Annotated in this window: 16 protein-coding genes, 1 other RNA gene and 1 other annotated feature; of the genes, 13 read left to right on the top strand and 4 right to left on the bottom strand. The window is 41.3% G+C overall.

Translation table 11 applies throughout. The features are described from left to right. Positions 1–97 precede the first annotated feature (97 nt). The 5 genes from B1K71_RS11900 to dtd all read left to right on the top strand — a co-directional run bounded on the left by B1K71_RS11900 (position 98) and on the right by dtd (position 6,108). Positions 98–412 carry a LapA family protein gene (locus B1K71_RS11900; RefSeq protein ID WP_077327176.1) on the top strand — a complete coding sequence of 105 codons (315 nt, stop codon included), beginning with the start codon at positions 98–100 and terminating at the stop codon, positions 410–412. Positions 413–467: 55 nt separating this feature from the next. Further along, positions 468–2,798, top strand: a complete 2,331-nt coding sequence (recJ, locus tag B1K71_RS11895) for a single-stranded-DNA-specific exonuclease RecJ (protein WP_077327174.1) — start codon at positions 468–470, stop codon at positions 2,796–2,798. Then, positions 2,788–3,300: an adenine phosphoribosyltransferase gene (locus B1K71_RS11890; RefSeq protein WP_077327172.1), complete on the top strand. Its 513-nt coding sequence runs from the start codon at positions 2,788–2,790 to the stop codon at positions 3,298–3,300. Before recJ ends, B1K71_RS11890 begins: the two co-directional genes overlap by 11 nt. A gap of 131 nt (positions 3,301–3,431) precedes the next feature. Then, on the top strand, positions 3,432–5,633 hold the full coding sequence (locus tag B1K71_RS11885) for a RelA/SpoT family protein (protein WP_077327169.1): 2,202 nt from the start codon (positions 3,432–3,434) through the stop codon (positions 5,631–5,633). Positions 5,634–5,661: 28 nt separating this feature from the next. Next, positions 5,662–6,108 carry a D-aminoacyl-tRNA deacylase gene (gene dtd / locus B1K71_RS11880; RefSeq protein ID WP_077327167.1) on the top strand — a complete coding sequence of 149 codons (447 nt, stop codon included), beginning with the start codon at positions 5,662–5,664 and terminating at the stop codon, positions 6,106–6,108. A gap of 112 nt (positions 6,109–6,220) precedes the next feature. Here the strand turns inward: dtd and B1K71_RS11875 are convergent, their stop codons facing one another. Next, the gene (locus B1K71_RS11875; protein ID WP_217697238.1) at positions 6,221–6,622 is read right to left on the bottom strand and encodes a GlcG/HbpS family heme-binding protein; all 402 of its coding nucleotides are present in this window, start codon (positions 6,620–6,622) and stop codon (positions 6,221–6,223) included. A 207-nt stretch (positions 6,623–6,829) separates the two neighbouring features. Between B1K71_RS11875 and fdhA the strand changes: the two genes are divergently transcribed. Continuing rightward, complete coding sequence (fdhA, locus tag B1K71_RS11870) at positions 6,830–8,050, top strand: formaldehyde dehydrogenase, glutathione-independent (protein WP_077327163.1); 1,221 nt, start codon at positions 6,830–6,832, stop codon at positions 8,048–8,050. Between the two features lie 96 nt (positions 8,051–8,146). Here fdhA and B1K71_RS11865 read toward each other — a convergent pair whose 3' ends face one another. After that, entirely contained in the window at positions 8,147–8,989 is an 843-nt protein-coding gene (locus B1K71_RS11865) for an N-acetylmuramoyl-L-alanine amidase (protein ID WP_077327161.1), read from the bottom strand. Between the two features lie 89 nt (positions 8,990–9,078). Between B1K71_RS11865 and B1K71_RS19920 the strand changes: the two genes are divergently transcribed. From B1K71_RS19920 to ssrS, 4 genes are all read left to right on the top strand, one after another. After that, on the top strand, positions 9,079–9,252 hold the full coding sequence (locus B1K71_RS19920; protein WP_175631900.1) for a hypothetical protein: 174 nt from the start codon (positions 9,079–9,081) through the stop codon (positions 9,250–9,252). A gap of 50 nt (positions 9,253–9,302) precedes the next feature. Beyond that, positions 9,303–9,520, top strand: a binding site (T-box leader). 54 nt (positions 9,521–9,574) lie between these two features. Further along, entirely contained in the window at positions 9,575–10,858 is a 1,284-nt protein-coding gene (gene hisS, locus B1K71_RS11860) for a histidine--tRNA ligase (protein ID WP_077327159.1), read from the top strand. Beyond that, positions 10,855–12,621, top strand: coding sequence for an aspartate--tRNA ligase (gene aspS / locus B1K71_RS11855; RefSeq protein ID WP_077327157.1), 1,767 nt, complete (start codon positions 10,855–10,857; stop codon positions 12,619–12,621). Before hisS ends, aspS begins: the two co-directional genes overlap by 4 nt. 118 nt (positions 12,622–12,739) lie before the next feature. After that, positions 12,740–12,922: non-coding RNA, 6S RNA (gene ssrS / locus B1K71_RS11850), on the top strand. 367 nt (positions 12,923–13,289) lie between these two features. On the opposite strand, the gene B1K71_RS11845 is transcribed toward ssrS, so the two are convergent. Then, the gene (locus tag B1K71_RS11845) at positions 13,290–13,937 is read right to left on the bottom strand and encodes an RsfA family transcriptional regulator (RefSeq protein ID WP_077327155.1); all 648 of its coding nucleotides are present in this window, start codon (positions 13,935–13,937) and stop codon (positions 13,290–13,292) included. Positions 13,938–14,044: 107 nt separating this feature from the next. After that, positions 14,045–15,319, bottom strand: coding sequence for a replication-associated recombination protein A (locus B1K71_RS11840; RefSeq protein ID WP_077327153.1), 1,275 nt, complete (start codon positions 15,317–15,319; stop codon positions 14,045–14,047). 154 nt (positions 15,320–15,473) lie between these two features. Here B1K71_RS11840 and cymR point away from each other — a divergent pair, with 154 nt between their 5' ends. The 3 genes from cymR to mnmA are packed head-to-tail and all read left to right on the top strand — an operon-like array spanning position 15,474 to position 18,192. Further along, a complete protein-coding gene (gene cymR, locus B1K71_RS11835; protein ID WP_077327151.1) occupies positions 15,474–15,893 on the top strand; it encodes a cysteine metabolism transcriptional regulator CymR in 420 nt (139 codons plus the stop codon). 32 nt (positions 15,894–15,925) lie between these two features. Next, positions 15,926–17,068 carry a cysteine desulfurase family protein gene (locus tag B1K71_RS11830; RefSeq protein ID WP_077330216.1) on the top strand — a complete coding sequence of 381 codons (1,143 nt, stop codon included), beginning with the start codon at positions 15,926–15,928 and terminating at the stop codon, positions 17,066–17,068. Between the two features lie 14 nt (positions 17,069–17,082). After that, positions 17,083–18,192, top strand: a complete 1,110-nt coding sequence (gene mnmA, locus B1K71_RS11825; protein ID WP_077327149.1) for a tRNA 2-thiouridine(34) synthase MnmA — start codon at positions 17,083–17,085, stop codon at positions 18,190–18,192. The last annotated feature ends 183 nt before the right edge of the window (positions 18,193–18,375 follow it).

Raw genomic sequence — 18,375 nt, 5'->3', positions numbered from 1 at the left:
ACGAATTAAATATTTGGACCATGTCTATTTTCAGATTAATTTTTGTCAGCAACGGGTAATGGAGTAAAATAGCCTGTAAATGAAGGAGGAAATAAGGATGCGTGGACAATCATACGTTATTTTGGCTATTATTTTTGTCATTATTATTGCAATATTCGCCGTTATTAATGTGGAACCGGTTGAGGTAAATTACTTATTCAACACTGGGCAGGCACCATTAATATTAGTTATATTATTTTCCGTTTTGATGGGGGGAATCATAACAGCAGCAGTTGGTCTCGTCAAAATAATTCATCTTCAGCGGGAACGGAAAATGCTGCAGCATGAAAACAACCAAATGCGCGAAATTTTAAAGAAACATAAATTACTGGACACGATGGATAAACAAGATAAGAACAAAACCGAAAAATAACCTGATTGCTACCCTTGACTTACTTTTGTATAATAGGAAAGTCAGGGGTGAATTTATGTTACAAAGCATAATGAAATGGAAATATACGGAAACAATCGACGAACCGATAAATTGGGAATCAATGAAAATCTCTCCGCTTATTAAGGAATTGCTTCTGCAACGGGGGATTACGGATGAACAAACCGCACAGGAGTTTCTACATCCCTCATTGGATCAACTAAACGACCCCCATAAATTAGAAAACATAAAAATCGCTGGAGATCGTGTACACCAAGCAATCGTACAGAATGAACGAATTCTTGTTTTTGGTGACTATGATGCTGATGGAGTAAGTTCAACAACATTGCTTCTCCAAGCATTGGAAGAGCTTGGAGCGGACTGTGATTATTACATACCGAATCGGTTTACGGAAGGCTATGGACCAAATGAGCAAGCCTTCAGAGACGCTGCACAAAATGGATTTACTGTTATCATAACGGTGGATACAGGAATTGCTTCAGTACATGAGGCTAATGTCGCAAAAGAACTTGGTATTGATTTGATTGTTACGGATCACCATGAACCTCAGGAGAAGCTTCCTGAGGCACTTGCCATCATTCATCCAAAATGTTCACCGGAATATGGTTTTAAAGAATTGGCTGGTGTTGGGGTAGCTTTTAAACTTGCACAGTACCTCTTGGGATATTTTCCGAAACAATACCTTGATCTTGTTGCGATTGGTACGATTGCAGATCTTGTACCATTAGTGGATGAAAACAGAGTGCTGGCTTTTTTTGGTTTGCGGTCATTATCCACAACCAAACGTCCCGGTTTAACAGCATTGAAACAGGTATGCAATATAAACGGCGATGTTGGGGAAGATGATGTCGGTTTTTTGATCGGGCCACGTCTAAATGCTGTCGGAAGGCTGCAGGATGCAGATTTGGCAGTTCAGTTGTTAATGACAAATAATATGGATGAGGCAGCGCAGATTGCGGAAATGGTTCAGTCTATTAATAAGGAACGTCAGAAGATCGTAAGTGATATTGTTCGTGAAGCTGATAAGATGATTGATTCTATGGACCAACACGGTGTTATCGTCGTGGCGAAAGAAGGATGGAATCAGGGAGTGCTGGGGATTGTTGCATCTAATCTGGTAAGAAAATATGACTGTCCGGCGATTGTACTTTCCATTATTCCTGAAACAGGACAAGCAAAAGGATCGGCAAGAAGTATCCCAGCTTTTAATTTGTTCCAGAATTGTATGAAACAACGGGAATTATTTGATGCTTTTGGAGGACACTCACAGGCTGCCGGAATGACGTTGCCATTGGATAATGTACAACCTTTAAGAGAAAAGTTAAACAATCTTATTCATGAGCAGCTAACAGAAGAAGATTTCACGCAGGAATTGGAAATTAACAAAACGGTTGCACTTCCGGAAATAAATGAGCTTCTCGTTAATGAGATTGCGCAGCTTGCGCCATTTGGGATGAGCAACCCGAAACCTGTCTTTCAGTTGAATCAAATTCCTGCTGATGCGAGACAAATTGGCAGCAGGAAGAACCATTTGAAAGTTCAATTCAGGCAGGAAAATACGTCATTAGATGGGATTGGTTTCGGTCTTGGGCATCTGCATCCGTTTATCTCACCCGCAACAAGCATTACAGTCGTTGGAGAATTGGGTATCAATGAGTGGAATGGAAATAAAAAAGTGCAAATCGTGATGAAGGATTTAAAAATTGCGGAGAAACAATTATTTGATCATCGCGGGAAAAAACAGATTGATATTTCACCATTTTCGTGTGACTATAAATCTCAAACAGCAGTATTTCATACAATTCCGAATGAAACAGGTACAGTTCCGGATAATGTTAATTGCATTACATATGATACCGACGTAAATGAATTGGAAATAACAGACACGGTCTATTTATATGAATTACCGGATGAGTTACATTCATTGCAGCAGATTATCCAAAGGACAAGGCCAAATAATCTGCATGTATGTTTCCACCTGGAAAACAGCGCATATATGAATCACTTTCCAAACAGAGAGGATTTTAAGTGGCTGTATGCACTTGTTATGCGCAGGAAACAAATTAATCTGACAGAAGACCTTGAGATGATGAAACGGGCAAAGAATTGGACAAAAGACCAGATTCTGTTTATGTCAGACGTGTTTTTTGAATTGGGTTTTGTTAAAATAGAAAAAGGCGTTATATCAATTAACTCCAATCCGGTGAAACGTGATTTGTCAGAGTCCCTTGCATATCAGAGACGTATTAGCCGGGCTGAAATAGAAAAAGTACTTTACTTTTCCAATTATGAGGAATTGAAAAATTGGTTTTTAAATTGCGTACAGGATAGTGAAATATCCAGGGAGGAAGTAACGAATGGACTATAAAAAACATATTAAAATCGTAGAAAACTGGCCAAAAGAAGGTATTCAGTTTAAAGATATTACACCGTTGATGGATAATGGTCCCGCATATAAAGCCGCAGTGGATGAAATTGTGGAATATGCACGTAAACGTGATATTGATTTGGTAGTGGGACCTGAGGCCAGGGGCTTTATTATAGGATGTCCGGTTTCCTATGCGTTGCAGAAAGGTTTTGCCCCAGTACGGAAAGAAGGAAAGTTACCGCGTGAGGTAATAAAGGTTGACTACGGTTTGGAATATGGAAAAAACACGCTGACAATTCATAAAGATGCAATCAAACCCGGACAGCGTGTACTGATTACAGATGATTTGCTGGCAACTGGAGGTACTATAGAGGCAACAATTAAACTGGTGGAAGAGCTTGGCGGTATTGTAGCAGGATGTGCTTTTCTTATTGAATTGTCGTATTTAAATGGCCTTGAGAAACTTGAGGGATACGATGTACTTACATTGATGAGCTATTAATTCCGGAAAACAGGTCTGGCTGATTGTCAGGCCTGTTGCTTAATTAAAATTATTTGTATTTTCTTTTATTTTATGTAAAAATTTTCGATAAACAATTGAAAGTATTCTCTGCATCGGATAAAGGTGATTATATGGCAAAAGAAGAAATATTAACAATTGAAGAAGTATTGAACAAGGCTCGCCGCTATCTTGCCGAGGATGATGTGACATTTTTGAAGCGTGCATACGATTATGCTGCAAAGGCACATGAAAATCAGTTCCGAAAATCCGGTGAGCCTTATATTATCCATCCTGTTCAGGTAGCAGGTATACTGCTTGATCTCGAAATGGACCCGGAAACGGTCGCGGGCGGTTTTTTGCATGATGTCGTAGAGGATACAGATGTCACAACAGATAATCTGGAAGCGGAATTTAATGAAGAGGTCGCCATGCTTGTTGACGGTGTTACCAAGCTTGGAAAAATCAAATATAAATCAAAAGAAGCGATACAAGCGGAAAACCATCGGAAAATGTTTGTAGCAATGGCGAAAGATATTCGGGTTATATTGATTAAACTTGCTGACAGATTGCATAATATGCGTACATTGAAACACCTCCCACCACAGAAACAGCGCCGGATTTCCAATGAAACGCTTGAAATTTTTGCGCCGCTTGCACATCGGCTTGGTATATCAACGATAAAATGGGAGTTGGAAGATACAGCATTGCGGTATTTAAATCCGCAGCAGTATTACCGGATTGTTCAATTGATGCGACAGAAAAGGGAACAACGCGAATCCTACATTGATGAAGTGATGACTGAGGTCAGGAATCAGCTGAAGGACGTTAACATTGAAGCAGACATTTCCGGACGGCCGAAACACTTGTACAGCATTTACAGAAAAATGGTGAAACAGCATAAACAATTTAACGAGATTTACGATTTGCTCGCTGTACGGATAATCGTTAATAATATTAAAGATTGTTATGCAGTTCTGGGAATCATTCATACATGCTGGAAGCCCATGCCTGGAAGATTTAAAGATTATATCGCGATGCCCAAACCTAATTTATACCAGTCACTTCATACAACTGTTATTGGCCCCAAAGGCGATCCGTTGGAAGTGCAAATCCGGACGAAGGAAATGCATGAGATAGCGGAATATGGGATTGCAGCTCATTGGGCTTATAAAGAAGGAGCCCGGGTGTCAAAAGATAAACGATCATTTGAAGAAAAACTGACATGGTTTCGTGAAATACTTGAATGGCAAAGTGAGACACATGATGCGGAAGAGTTTATGGAGACATTAAAAGTGGACCTCTTTTCCGACATGGTCTATGTATTCACACCAAAGGGAGATGTTATTGAACTTCCATCCGGTTCTGTCCCGATAGATTTTGCCTATCGGATTCATACCGAAGTGGGTAACCAGACAATTGGTGCTAAAGTTAACGGAAAAATGGAGCCGTTGGATTATCAGTTAAAAAATGGCGATATTGTCGATGTGATGACTTCTAAGCATTCATATGGCCCATCACAGGATTGGCTGAAAATGACACAGACATCCCAGGCAAAAAGTAAAATTAAACAATTTTTTAAAAAACAGCGCAGGGAAGAAAATATCAGCAAAGGTAAAGAAGCAGTAGAGAAGGAGATACAGGCGCTGGGAATTGAACCGAAAGAGGTGCTGATACAGGAAAATCTCAATCGCGTTTATGAACGGTTTAATTTTGCAAGTTCGGACGATATGTATGCGGCAGTGGGCTATCAGGGTATTACAGCAGCGTTAATAGCGACACGTTTGACAGATAAAATTCGTGAGGCAAAACAGAAAGAGCAGAATTTGGAAGAAACGCTGGAAGAAGTCAAGAGTGAATCCACGTTTAAGAAAGGACATAAGCGTGATTCAGGTGTCCGTGTTGCAGGAGTTGACAATATGCTTGTACGATTGTCAAAATGCTGCAATCCTGTTCCGGGTGATAAAATCATTGGTTATATTACCAAGGGCAGAGGAGTATCCGTTCATCGGACAGACTGCCCCAACGTTCAATCCGAAGAAGCGAAACAGCGTTTTCTTCATGTAGAATGGGAGAATAATCAACCCCAGAAGAAACAGTACCATGTTGATTTGGAAATTTCCGGATATGACCGGCGGGGGCTGCTCAATGAGGTCCTGCAGGCAGTGAACGAAACCAAGACAAATATCACACATGTAAATGGTAAGTCAGACCGGAATAAGATGGCGACCATTAATATTACCATTTTGATTCATAATACAAATCATTTGCGGCGTATTGTAGATCGTATTAAACAAATTAAGGACGTTTATACGGTAACACGAACAATCCAGTAAAACGATTATCAAAAAGGGGAACTACACGATGAAAGCGGTAATTCAGCTGGCAAAAGATGCAACAGTAACTGTGGGCGGCAACGTAACGGGTGAAATTGATTTCGGTTTTGTTGTTCTTCTTGGAGTTACACATGATGATACGGAGGCAGACGCACAGTATCTTGTAAATAAATTGGTGAATTTACGTATTTTTGCCGATGAGAATGAAAAAATGAACCTGTCACTTAAGGATGTTAACGGCAAGGTATTGTCCATTTCCCAGTTCACCCTTTTCGCTGACACGCGTAAAGGGAGACGGCCGAGTTTTGTACAAGCTGCCAAACCGGACCATGCATTTGAACTTTATAAATATTTTAATCGATTGATTGAGGAACAGGATGTACAGGTTGAGACCGGTGAATTTGGGGAATTGATGGATGTTAAGCTGACAAACCAAGGACCTGTAACAATTATCCTCGACAGTAACGACAGATAATGTTACCTTTTAGCTTCTGTACCACGGGAAAGCGAAGACGATGAGACCCTGCAGTGAGTGGTTTTTCTCACGAGGAGCTCATCGCAAGCCCGCGGATATGTCCAGCCGACTATCAAAAGGCATTTACTGCTGCTTTTGCTACTTGGACATCTTCTGGTACGGCTCCCCCGCTGACACCAACAGCACCTATTACTTTTCCATCTTTTTCTAATGGAATTCCACCACCGAACACGACAATTTTTCCCTGATTTGTTGTATTGAGTCCCCAGAGTTCCGCATTGGGTACCGTTGCTTCCTCCAGGTTCGATGTGGGCATCTTTAGGGCCACAGAAGTCCAGGCTTTATTCCATGATATATCCACACTTGCCAGCCAGGCATCATTCATTCGATGGGCTGCAACAAGATTACCTCCATCATCAAGTACGGTAATAACCATTTGTACCCCAATTTTATCCGCCTCTTGTTCAGCACTGTCAATAAGTTTCTTGGCTGTCTCCAAATTCAATTTTTCCACATTAATCATCCTTTCTCATATTTCTATAAAAATATTTCTTTCCACTCATCGGCTTTCCCTGCCTGTCTGAATACAAAACATGAAAAAATGTTTATTTTGCAATAGATTCAATTTTTCAGTTTTGTATAAAAATAACCGGGTAGATACGAAGTAGGTCTGCATTTTGAACGACCTGTAATTCACTGAAATCATGGAGGAGGTTAATTGATGGCTGACAATCGTGGAGTAGTGTACACAGGTGATGGGAAAGTAGAAGTACAGGATATTTCATTTCCGGATTTGGTGCTGCATGATGGACCAGGGGTACCGAAATCAAACGCAGGAAGAAAATGTGAACATGGGGTTATACTTAAAAATATCGTTACAAATATTTGCGGCAGTGACCAGCATATGGTCCGCGGCCGTACGACAGCTCCAACAGGGCTTGTATTAGGACATGAAATTACCGGTGAGGTTATTGAAGTAGGACGGGATGTTGAATTTATTAAGAAAGGTGATCTTGTTTCAGTACCATTTAACGTTGCATGCGGACGATGTAAAATGTGCAGACGCCAGGATACGCATATTTGTCAGAATGTCAATCCGGAACGTCCGGGTGGAGCATATGGTTATGTTGATATGGGAGGCTGGGTAGGCGGACAGTCCGAGTATGTAATGGTTCCGTATGCCGACTTCCAATTGTTGAAATTTCCGGACAAGGAAAAAGCAATGGAGAAGATTCTTGATTTAACTATGTTATCGGATATTTTTCCGACGGGTTATCACGGTGCTGTAAATGCAGGTGTTACAACCGGTTCGACGGTTTATGTCGCCGGGGCAGGTCCGGTGGGTCTGGCCGCAGCACACTCCGCACAATTGCTCGGTGCATCGGCTGTTATTGTTGGAGATTTGAAAGAGGAACGGTTGGAGCAGGCAAGAAGTTTCGGTTGTGAAACGATAAATTTAAAGAAACATGATGACGTTGGAGAACAAATCGAACAAATCCTTGGTATTCCTGAAGTAGACTGTGCTGTTGATGCAGTTGGTTTTGAGGCATATGGACATGGAACTGATCATAAAGATGCCCCGGCTACTGTGCTTAATACAATGATGGATGTTGTCGAAGCAGGCGGCAAGTTTGGGATTCCAGGTTTATATGTAACTGAAGATCCAGGAGCAAAGGATCAGGACGCCAAACAGGGATCGTTAAAAGTTCGTTTTGGATTAGGCTGGTCAAAAGCACATTCGTTTACGACCGGACAAACCCCCGCTATGAAATATCAGCATCAATTAATGAATGCCATCCTTAGCGGAAAGGCTGACATTGCAAATGTTGTGAATGCAACTGTCATATCGCTTGACGATGCCCCGCAAGGTTATGCTGATTTTGACAGCGGTGTTGCCAAAAAATTTGTCATTGATCCCCATGGAACATTGCGTAACCATTAAAATACTATGTTTGATATAAACAACAGCCAGGTTCAATACCATGAGCCTGGCTGTCGTTTTACAATGCTGGATCACCTTCAACTTCACTTATTTTCTCTACAGATTTCCAAAATAATGGTCCAGTCCATTAACAATTCCCTTTACTATTTTTTTCTGATACGCATCTGTCTGCAGCAGTTGTTCTTGTTGCGGATTTGAGATAAATCCCAGTTCCAATAACACTGCCGGCTTGAAGCTTTGTCTGATTACCTGATAATCAGCATACTTGCTTCCCCGATTACGTGCACCGGTTTCCTTACTTACTTCTTCCAGGATGAAACGGGCAAGTTTTTGGTACTGATCGTGATAGTAATAAGCGGAAATCCCGGTAACTGTCGGCATCTTCGGAAAGCTGTTATAGTGAATACTGATGAAAGCATCCGTTTGTTTAATATTTGAAAGACTTGTCCGACTGGCAAGTGAAATAAATTCATTTTCGCTCCGTGTAACAATTACCTCTGCCCCCAGCACCATTAACTCTTGTTTCAGTTTCTTCATCGTTTTGTAAGTAAAATGCTTCTCATATGTACCACTTGCACCGATAGCACCAGTATCCCTGCCGCCATGGCCGGCATCAATTACAATCGTTTTGTTTTTTATTGTGTTGGGGGTCTTCTTTTCTTCATATTTGATGATGTCCTTCAATACAAAGCCGGTCAGCCGGTCGTTGGTGAGCTTATACCATTCTTTTGTTTCCGAAACAATGGCAAATGTGGCACCCTTATCAGCAAAACCGACAATTTCGAATGAGGAAGCGGGGCCTTTGCGCAGATGAATATTGTCTTTCGAAATGGTTAATCTTTCCGCTGTTTTACGTGATTTGTCCAAGGTGGAGGCCCCGGTTGTAAAAAACAAAAGCAGTATAACCAGAGGCAAGAGTATTTGTTTTTTATTCGACAAAAGGGTTCCCCTCCATTATATCTTTTTTCCTATCATAATAAATAATCGGCAAATAGGCAAAACTAATGGCATTGAGGGAGGAATGGAAGATGAGATATCATGAAAAGCAATGGAATGCGAACTTAACGAAAGACGTTTTTGGGGTCGATTTGCATCAGTTTATGGAAATGGAAGGAAATCATAATCATATGGAAATAGCAGAAGAATTCGGAATTACACTTGGAGAAGTGAAAAAGTTGAAGAAAAAAATAACTCGTTCTTGACATTAACACGCCAAGCGATTATGATAATAGTCATATTAAATCATGAGTGGATAAAACCAGTGATGGAAAAAGTAATTGAACCCCACATGGAAAGAGAGAAAATGTCTTGGGCTGAAACCATTTTCACATGATGATTCAATGAAAGACATTCCTTAGGCTTTGTATTGAAAAGGAAGTAAATACAAACGTTTTGCAGGCGTTAACTGTGCAGAGTGGATGCATTGTGCATCAACCAGGGTGGCAACGCGGGTAAACTCCCGTCCCTTTTATTAAAGGGACGGGAGTTTTATATTGGTTATTAATTTAGATAGGGGATGATGAAATGAGTTACAAGGCGCCTAGAGGTACAGTTGATATTTTACCAGTGGACTCGGTGAAATGGGATTATGTTGAAAGAAAAATTAAAGAAATTTGCAGAAGATATCATTTTGAAGAAATACGGACTCCATTGTTTGAGAATACAGAAGTATTTCAGCGTGGTGTTGGGGATTCCACCGATATTGTACAAAAAGAAATGTACACGTTTGAAGATCGTGGGGGAAGAAGTCTGACTTTGCGCCCTGAAGGAACTGCCTCTGTTGTTCGTGCATTTGTACAGAATAAACTGTTTGGAAATCCGATTCAGCCGGTAAAATTGTTTTATTTTGCTCAAATGTTCCGGTATGAACGTCCGCAAAAAGGAAGAATGCGCCAGTTAAATCAATTTGGAGTAGAAGTATTGGGAAGTGCGAACCCTGCAGTCGATGCGGAAGTTATCGATTTAGCAATGAGATGTTATCAAGAATTAGGCTTAAAGTCTTTAAAACTTGTCATCAATTCACTTGGCGATCAGGAGAGCCGGACCAGTCACCGGGAGGCGTTAATCGAACACTTCACACCGTATAAAGATGATCTTTGCGGTGATTGTCAGACTAGATTGACTCAAAACCCGATGCGGATTCTCGATTGTAAAACAGATCGTGATCACCCCGCAATGAAAACCGCTCCATCTATCCTGGATTATTTGAATGGGGAATCGAAACAGTATTTTGAGCAGGTTCAGGAATATTTAACAAGCATGGGAATCACCTATGAAGTGGATCAGAATCTTGTTCGAGGCCTGGATTATTACAATCACACAGCATTTGAAATTATGAGTGAAGCGGACGGGTTTGGAGCAATCGCCACATTAGCCGGCGGCGGAAGATACAATGGTCTGGTTGAAGAACTTGGTGGCCCGGACACCCCTGGTATAGGCTTTGGAATGGGACTTGAACGATTATTGATGGCGCTGGAAGCTGAGAACATTGACATCCCGATTGATAAAAGTCTGGATTGCTTTATAGTTGCAGCCGGTGATGAAGCGGATAAGCAGGCTATGAAGGTTATGCACAGGTTAAGAGCCAACGGAATTCAAGCTGATAAAGATTACCAGGGTCGCAAGATGAAAACCCAATTTAAAACGGCCGATCGGCTTCAGGCAAAATTTGTATTAATAATTGGTGAAGATGAACTGGAGAAAGAAATTGTCACGGTTAAAGATATGATAACCGGTGATCAAAAAGAAATATCGATTGAAAATGTTGATGTTCAAATGCAGCAGTTATTGACAGGAGGCAATGAATGATGGGACGCATAATGAGTGGGACACTCGAGGAGTCAAATATTGGAGAAAAAGTACTCCTGAAGGGATGGGTTCAAAAACGACGCGATCTGGGCGGTTTAATTTTTATTGACCTGCGGGATAAATCAGGTCTGGTTCAAGTAGTGTTTAATCCGGATCATTCGAAGGAAGCATTGGAAACAGCTGAGTCAGTACGAACTGAGTATGTGGTGCAAATTTCCGGAAAAGTGGTGGAACGGGATAAAAGTACCGTGAACGAGGCAATGAAAACCGGTGAAATTGAAGTAATAGCTGAAGAACTTATTATTTTAAATAAAGCGAAAACCCCGCCATTTTTAATTCAGGATCAGTCAGATGTAGCGGAAGACTTACGCTTGAAATATCGTTATATTGATCTTCGCAGAAATGTTCTGCAAAATACATTTAAGCTGAGACATCAAACAACCCAGGCGGTACGAAATTTTTTGAATGAACAGGATTTCCTGGAAATGGAAACACCGATTCTTACAAAAAGTACACCTGAAGGAGCAAGGGATTATCTTGTTCCGAGCCGGGTTCATCACGGTGAATTTTACGCTTTGCCTCAGTCCCCGCAATTGTTCAAACAGCTGATTATGATGGGCGGATTTGAAAAATATTATCAGATTGCCCGCTGTTTCAGGGATGAGGATTTACGGGCAGATCGTCAGCCGGAATTTACACAGATTGATATTGAAACATCATTCATGACAAGTGATGAAATCATGGAAATGACGGAAAATATGATGAAATATGTTATGAAAGAAGTTAAAAATATCAACATTGATATTCCATTTAATCGAATGCCTTACGATGAGGCAATGGCCCGATTTGGTTCAGATAAGCCGGACACAAGGTTTGGAATGGAATTGATTCATGTCTCTGATATACTTGCTGATTCATCGTTCAAGGTTTTTCAGGATGCCATTAACTCCGGTGGTAAAGTTTGTTTGCTGAATGTGAAAGAGCAGGCAAATAATTATTCAAGAAAAGACCTGGATAAACTGACAGAATTCGTGAAAGTTTACGGTGCAAAAGGAATGGCCTGGCTGAAGGCTGAAGGTGATGAACTGAAAGGGCCAATTGCAAAATTCTTGTCTGAACAGGAGAGGGCAGACGTGATGAAACGTGCTGAAGTATCAGATGGGGACCTGCTATTGTTCGGATCAGATAAGACGAATATTGTTTATGATTCACTTGGGGCTTTGCGTCTTAAGTTAGGCAGAGAGCTTGGGCTGATTGATGAAAGTCAATTTAATTATTTATGGGTTACAGATTGGCCATTATTTGAATATGATGATGATCTGGAACGGTATTTTGCAGCGCACCACCCGTTTACAATGCCTGCTGAAGGTGATGTGGAAAAACTGAAGACGAGTCCGGAAGAGGTACGTGCAAATGCATATGACCTCGTTTTGAACGGTTACGAGTTAGGTGGCGGATCATTGCGTATCCATAAGCGTGAACTTCAGGATACAATGTTTGAAGTGCTGGGATTTACAAAAGAAGCTGCAACAGAACAGTTTGGATTTCTGCTTGAGGCATTGGAATATGGTGCACCGCCTCACGGAGGAATTGCGCTCGGGCTTGATCGTATAATCATGCTGTTGTCAGGAAGATCCAATTTGCGGGATACTATTCTGTTTCCAAAAACTGCTTCGGCATCCGATTTACTCACTGATGCACCTGACGAAGTAAGCCCGGACCAGCTTGAAGAACTCTCTATTCATGTTGAAGCGAAGAAATGACAGAAATAGTAAATTGTTGGAAAGTCGTAATATTTGTAATCAATCCGTTAAAGTAAGAATATTGAAAATCAATTATTACTGTGATAGAATGAACGTACAATTAAACAACTGATAAACATCAATCCTGATGTGTTCGTCCGATATAGTCGTTTTGACCGAACATCTATATAAACGGGAGCCTGCAGCAGTTTCCATGTTGCGTGCACGCCTCATCTGAGGAAGCATAATAAATATGGAACAGGGCACCCACCTGCCAAGAGCGGGATCAAAACTCAGCATGGACGGCACGATTGGGATTGATTGTTTTATGCACAAAAAAACTCCTCCAATATGGAAGAGTTTTTTAGCCGTCAAGAAATTATAAAATTTTATGCTTGTGTATAACTAGGTTACCGAATGAGCCACGTCCAGCTCACCGTGTTTCCTTTATCTCATTGCGGATTAGGGAAGATCGGCTAAAACCGCCGCTTTGCGCGGCAACGCAGACCCACCCTGCATGGCAGGGGCGCAGTTTGTCGCAGTTTGACTGGCAGTAATCCTCGCTGAAAAACGCGAGGATTACTGCCAGTTCAAGCCCGATTGGTTCAACTAATATTCAGTGGGAAACCACCACTGAATAAAGTTTCACAATATACGTTGCTAAACGGGCGCTTACGCTTTTGATCTTTTTATTCACTATTTGCCACTTGCTGAAGGTTGCCGTTTTTGTCCATTTTAAAGGACGGGGCCTTGAATGTGCCTTGATCTTCAAGCACTGTCATCTTTCGGGCGCGATCCATGATTTGCATAAATACTTGATAATCCTCCTGAACCGCGGCAAATTGTTTTTCTGTTTCAGAAAGTTTTTGTTCCAATTCTTCTATTTGGTTACGCAGTGTCTGGTTCTCTTTTTTCGTTTGTTCCAGCGACATTTTTGATTGATTGGAAGCATAATAGTCTTCCTTCAACTGGGTTAAATAATGAATGACGGAATCCATATTAAGTTCGGTTGATTCCGGTTCAGGTATTGCATCATCATTTGTTTCAGTATATTGCGGAGTTGGTGCAGTTGCTTGTTTCGGTTTTGTTGCACTCGCAGCTTGTGCACGTTTTTTCTCTTTCCGCTGGCGTTTTGCCAAGTCAATAGCATTTTCATATTTTTCCCGGACTTCTGCGTTCCATCGAAACCCGCAGGCAGCTGAGGTCCGGTTCAGTTTATCTCCTACTTCTTCAAAAGCATTTAATTGCGTACTTCCTTCTCTGATATGGCGTAAGACTGTTTCTGCCAGTAACAGGTCATCCTCATGTGACCAGGCATCCTGTCTGACTTTAACCATTTCATTCATCTCCTTTTCCAAATCGGCATGTGCACGATAACATAGATTTTAATCTTTATGTCTATTCTTACCGGTTTGAAAAGGTTTTATACGTCTATTATCTAGTATTATTGGGAGTCATTTTGTATTTTTTCATATACCTGTTTAAGTGCCCGTTCGAACTTTCCGGAATCTTTTGGTTTGTAATAATGTTTGTTTTTTATAGAATCAGGTAAATATTGCTGTTTGACCCATCCATTATCATAATTATGGGGGTACTTGTATTCGAGTCCACGTCCAAGTTTTTTAGCCCCCCGGTAGTGGGAATCTTTCAAATGTGCCGGTACATCCCCGCTTTTCCCGTTGCGTATGTCGGATAGCGCCTCATCAAGTGCTTTGTATGCCGTATTTGATTTTGGGGAAAGACACAACTCGATAATGGCAACCGACAATGGAATTCTCGCTTCAGGAAAACCTACCCGTTCGGCAGCCTGAACAGCGGCAATTGCTCGCGGACCAGCCTGGGGGTTGGCCAGACCAATGTCCTCATATGCACATACAATCATTCGTCGTGCGATACTGTCCAAGTCTCCAGCTTCGATTAGCCGTGATAAATAATGCAGTGCTGCATTAACATCACTGCCCCTGATGGATTTTTGAAATGCGGATAACACATCATAATGTGCATCACCGTCCTTATCGTGGGAGAAACTTTTTTTCTGCATACATTCTTCTGCGACGTCCAGGTTGATCTGAATTAGACCATTTTCATTTTCCGGAGTGGAATAAACAGCCAGTTCAAGACCATTTAATGCAGAACGCAAGTCACCACCTGAAGCAAAAGCAAAATGATCCAATGCTTCGCCCGATAGTGTAATGTCCCGGGATCCGAAGCCATTTGTTTCATCCGTAAGTGAACGGGTTATCGCTGTTTTGACATTATCAGGGCTCAGTTTGTGAACCTCAAACAAGTGACACCTGCTGCGAATTGCCGGGTTTATGGAATGGTATGGATTGCTTGTTGTACATCCTATTAATGTTATTAAGTTACTTTCAATATGCGGAAGCAAAAAATCCTGTTTTGCTTTATCTAAACGATGAACTTCATCCAAAACCATCACTGATTGCCCGGTCATTTTTGCTTCCTCGACAGCAATCTCCATATCCTTTTTCTTGTCTACAACAGCATTTAATGTTTTAACAGGGATATTCAGGCTCTTGGCAAGCGCAACAGCCATGGATGTTTTGCCTGTCCCCGGAGGTCCGAACAGGATCATGGAAGCAAGCCGGTTTGCTTGTACCATACGATTTAATATTTTTCCTTCACTGACAAGGTGTTCCTGTCCAATTACATCATCAATGCTGGATGGCCGCATTTTGTATGCTAATGGTTGTTGATTCATCCAAATCTTCCTTTGTCTAAAATAGTAGTTTACATATCAGTGCAACACTGAATTTCCTGAAATGCAAGTGGGTTGTCATTCATGCTATAATAACATGTATTGACAAATAGAAATAATGAAAGCTATTGTATTATCTTAAATAAGAGGTGTCACTATGAAGATTTCAACAAAGGGCCGATATGGGCTGACAATTATGATTGAACTGGCCAGAACGTATGGTAACGGACCTATGTCATTAAAGGCAATTGCTCAGGAAAAAAATCTATCTGAACATTATCTGGAACAGCTGGCAGCACCTTTGCGTAATGCCGGCCTGATAAACAGTATCCGTGGAGCATACGGCGGTTATGTTCTGGCAAAAAAACCCGGAGATATAAAAGCGGGCGATATTATCCGGGTATTGGAAGGCCCAATCTCACCGGTTGAAGGCATCGAGGATGAGGAGCCTGCACAGCAGGCATTGTGGATTCGTATCCGAGATGCTGTTCGAGATGTTCTGGATACAACTACTTTAGAAGATTTAAAACAGCACCAGGACGATAAACTGCAGGATGCTTATATGTTTTATATATAATAATTCAAGGAAACAGAAAGGAATTGGAAAAAGTGGACTATATTTATTTGGACCATGCTGCAACAGCACCTATGGATAAACAGGTCACGGATGCGATGGTTCCTGTAATGAATGAAGTATTCGGCAATCCGTCAAGTGTTCATGGATTTGGCCGAAAAGCAAGGCAGCAATTGGATGAAGCACGGCGGGTCATGGCCCGAAGTATTCATGCAAACGAAAAAGAAATCATTTTTACCAGTGGCGGAACGGAAGCTAACAATATGGCATTGATTGGAACGGCACTGGCAAACAAAGATAAAGGCCGTCACATTATAACAACAGTACAGGAACATCATGCTACACTCCACACTGCCATGCATTTGGAAAGTGCGGGGTTTCACGTGACATATCTTCCTGTTGATGAAACAGGAATTATTTCCGTAACCGATTTACAAAATGCCCTGACTGATGAAACGATACTGGTTTCCATTATGTACGTTAATAATGAAACCGGCATGATTCAACCAGTTGAGGAGATTGGGAATATTCTTAGTGATCATCAGGCTTATTTTCATACAGATGCGGTACAGGCATATGGATTGTTCGATATCAATGTAAAAGAAGCTGGGATTGATATGCTTTCTGTGTCATCACACAAAATTAGCGGACCTAAAGGGATTGGATTTTTATACACAGCGGATGATGTGAAACTGGAAGCCATTCAATATGGCGGTGAGCAGGAACGTAAACGCAGACCAGGTACTGAAAATGTTGCCGGAGCAGCAGGCTTTCAGAAAGCAGTTCAACTTACGATTGAATCAAAACAGAACCGAAATGAACGCTACGCAAGGTATAAAAAAATGTTTTTGAACGAGTTGGACAAAGCCGGTGTCCGCTATGATATAAATGGTGTTTTTGAGAATGGCGCCGCATCCATTTTGAATATCAGTTTTCCAGGAACAAATGTAGAGTCCATGCTGACGAATCTGGATTTGTCGGGGGTTTCAGCGTCAAGCGGAAGTGCCTGTACAGCCGGATCCGTTGAACCTTCACATGTCTTGACGGCGATGTATGGAGAGGGTAATGAACGGACTACGAATTCTGTAAGGTTCAGTTTTGGTATTCATAATACAGATGAAAATGTTAGAGAAGCTGGCAAACGAGTTGCGGGTATTGCCAAGCGGCTTGCAGCTTAGAGGAGGTGTATATTTTGAAACATAAAAGTGAAACAAGAGTTGTAGTAGGAATGAGCGGGGGAGTGGATTCCTCGGTAGCTGCATTATTGCTGAAGGAGCAAGGTTATGATGTGGTCGGCATATTTATGAAAAATTGGGATGATACTGATGAAAATGGTGTTTGTACTGCGACAGAAGATTTTGATGACGTTGTAAGAGTCTGCAATCAACTGGATATTCCATACTTTGCGGTAAATTTTGAGAAACAATACTGGGATAAAGTATTCACCTATTTCCTGGATGAATATAAAGCAGGAAGAACACCTAATCCCGATGTGATGTGTAATAAAGAAATTAAATTTAAGGCATTCCTGGATCATGCATTATCACTTGGAGCAGATTATCTGGCGACAGGACATTACGCACAAGTGCGGGAGAATAATGGAAGATACGAAATGCTCCGTGGAATCGATGATAATAAAGATCAGACGTATTTTTTAAATCAGTTGACGGAAGACGTTTTGGAAAAAGTAATGTTCCCATTGGGCCATTTAAACAAAAAAGAAGTTCGTGAAATTGCAAAGCAACATGATCTTGTTACGGCAGCCAAGAAGGACAGCACAGGAATTTGTTTCATTGGAGAACGTAATTTCAAGGAGTTCCTTAGTGAGTATCTTCCGGCACAGCCGGGATTAATGAAAACATTATCCGGTATCGAAAAAGGACGTCATGATGGGTTGATGTATTATACAATCGGTCAGCGGCAAGGTCTCGGGATAGGCGGATCCGGTGACCCGTGGTTTGTTGTCGGTAAAAATCTGCAAGAAAATGTGCTTTATGTTGAACAAGGTTTTCAAAATGATAAATTGTATTCGGATGGATTGCTTGCAACCGATGTAAACTGGATAGGCGATACTCCGGGTGAGCCATTCACATGTACTGCGAAATTCCGCTATCGTCAAAAGGACTGTGAAGTATTGGTACACCCGTCAAATGATGGGCAAGTTACGGTTGAATTCAAAAACACGCAGCGTGCTGTTACACCGGGACAGGCTGTCGTGTTTTATGATAATGAAGTATGTCTCGGAGGCGGAACGATTGATGAGGTTATTAAAAATCACGCCGCTTTGGATTATGTAGGATAACATAAAGAGGCTGGGGCAGGGATATATCAAAAAAGTGCAATTCAAAAAACGAACAATTTAGCGAAGTATATTTCCGGAGCGGTAATTACGCTCCATTTCCATTTAGTTGTTCGGGTTTTAAAATGGATAAACACTTTTGTCCCAACCTCTTTTTCAGGAACTTTTTCTATACCCGTTCAAATG

It is taken from the genome of Virgibacillus siamensis (assembly GCF_900162695.1).
Taxonomy (GTDB): domain Bacteria; phylum Bacillota; class Bacilli; order Bacillales; family Amphibacillaceae; genus Lentibacillus; species Lentibacillus siamensis_A.
The sequence above is the reverse complement of the archived record's forward strand: the minus strand, read 5'-3'. Positions and strand labels throughout refer to the sequence as shown.

Bases quoted from the DNA above. Each gene is read 5' to 3' on its own strand.
- B1K71_RS19920 (WP_175631900.1), top strand. From the start codon at position 9,079: ATGAGATATCATGAAAAGCAATGGAATGCGAACTTAACGAAAGACGTT.
- hisS (WP_077327159.1), top strand. From the start codon at position 9,575: ATGAGTTACAAGGCGCCTAGAGGTACAGTTGATATTTTACCAGTGGAC.
- dtd (WP_077327167.1), top strand. From the start codon at position 5,662: ATGAAAGCGGTAATTCAGCTGGCAAAAGATGCAACAGTAACTGTGGGC.
- B1K71_RS11845 (WP_077327155.1), bottom strand. From the start codon at position 13,937: ATGGTTAAAGTCAGACAGGATGCCTGGTCACATGAGGATGACCTGTTA.
- fdhA (WP_077327163.1), top strand. From the start codon at position 6,830: ATGGCTGACAATCGTGGAGTAGTGTACACAGGTGATGGGAAAGTAGAA.
- B1K71_RS11900 (WP_077327176.1), top strand. From the start codon at position 98: ATGCGTGGACAATCATACGTTATTTTGGCTATTATTTTTGTCATTATT.
- B1K71_RS11840 (WP_077327153.1), bottom strand. From the start codon at position 15,319: ATGAATCAACAACCATTAGCATACAAAATGCGGCCATCCAGCATTGAT.
- aspS (WP_077327157.1), top strand. From the start codon at position 10,855: ATGATGGGACGCATAATGAGTGGGACACTCGAGGAGTCAAATATTGGA.
- cymR (WP_077327151.1), top strand. From the start codon at position 15,474: ATGAAGATTTCAACAAAGGGCCGATATGGGCTGACAATTATGATTGAA.
- B1K71_RS11885 (WP_077327169.1), top strand. From the start codon at position 3,432: ATGGCAAAAGAAGAAATATTAACAATTGAAGAAGTATTGAACAAGGCT.
- B1K71_RS11890 (WP_077327172.1), top strand. From the start codon at position 2,788: ATGGACTATAAAAAACATATTAAAATCGTAGAAAACTGGCCAAAAGAA.
- recJ (WP_077327174.1), top strand. From the start codon at position 468: ATGTTACAAAGCATAATGAAATGGAAATATACGGAAACAATCGACGAA.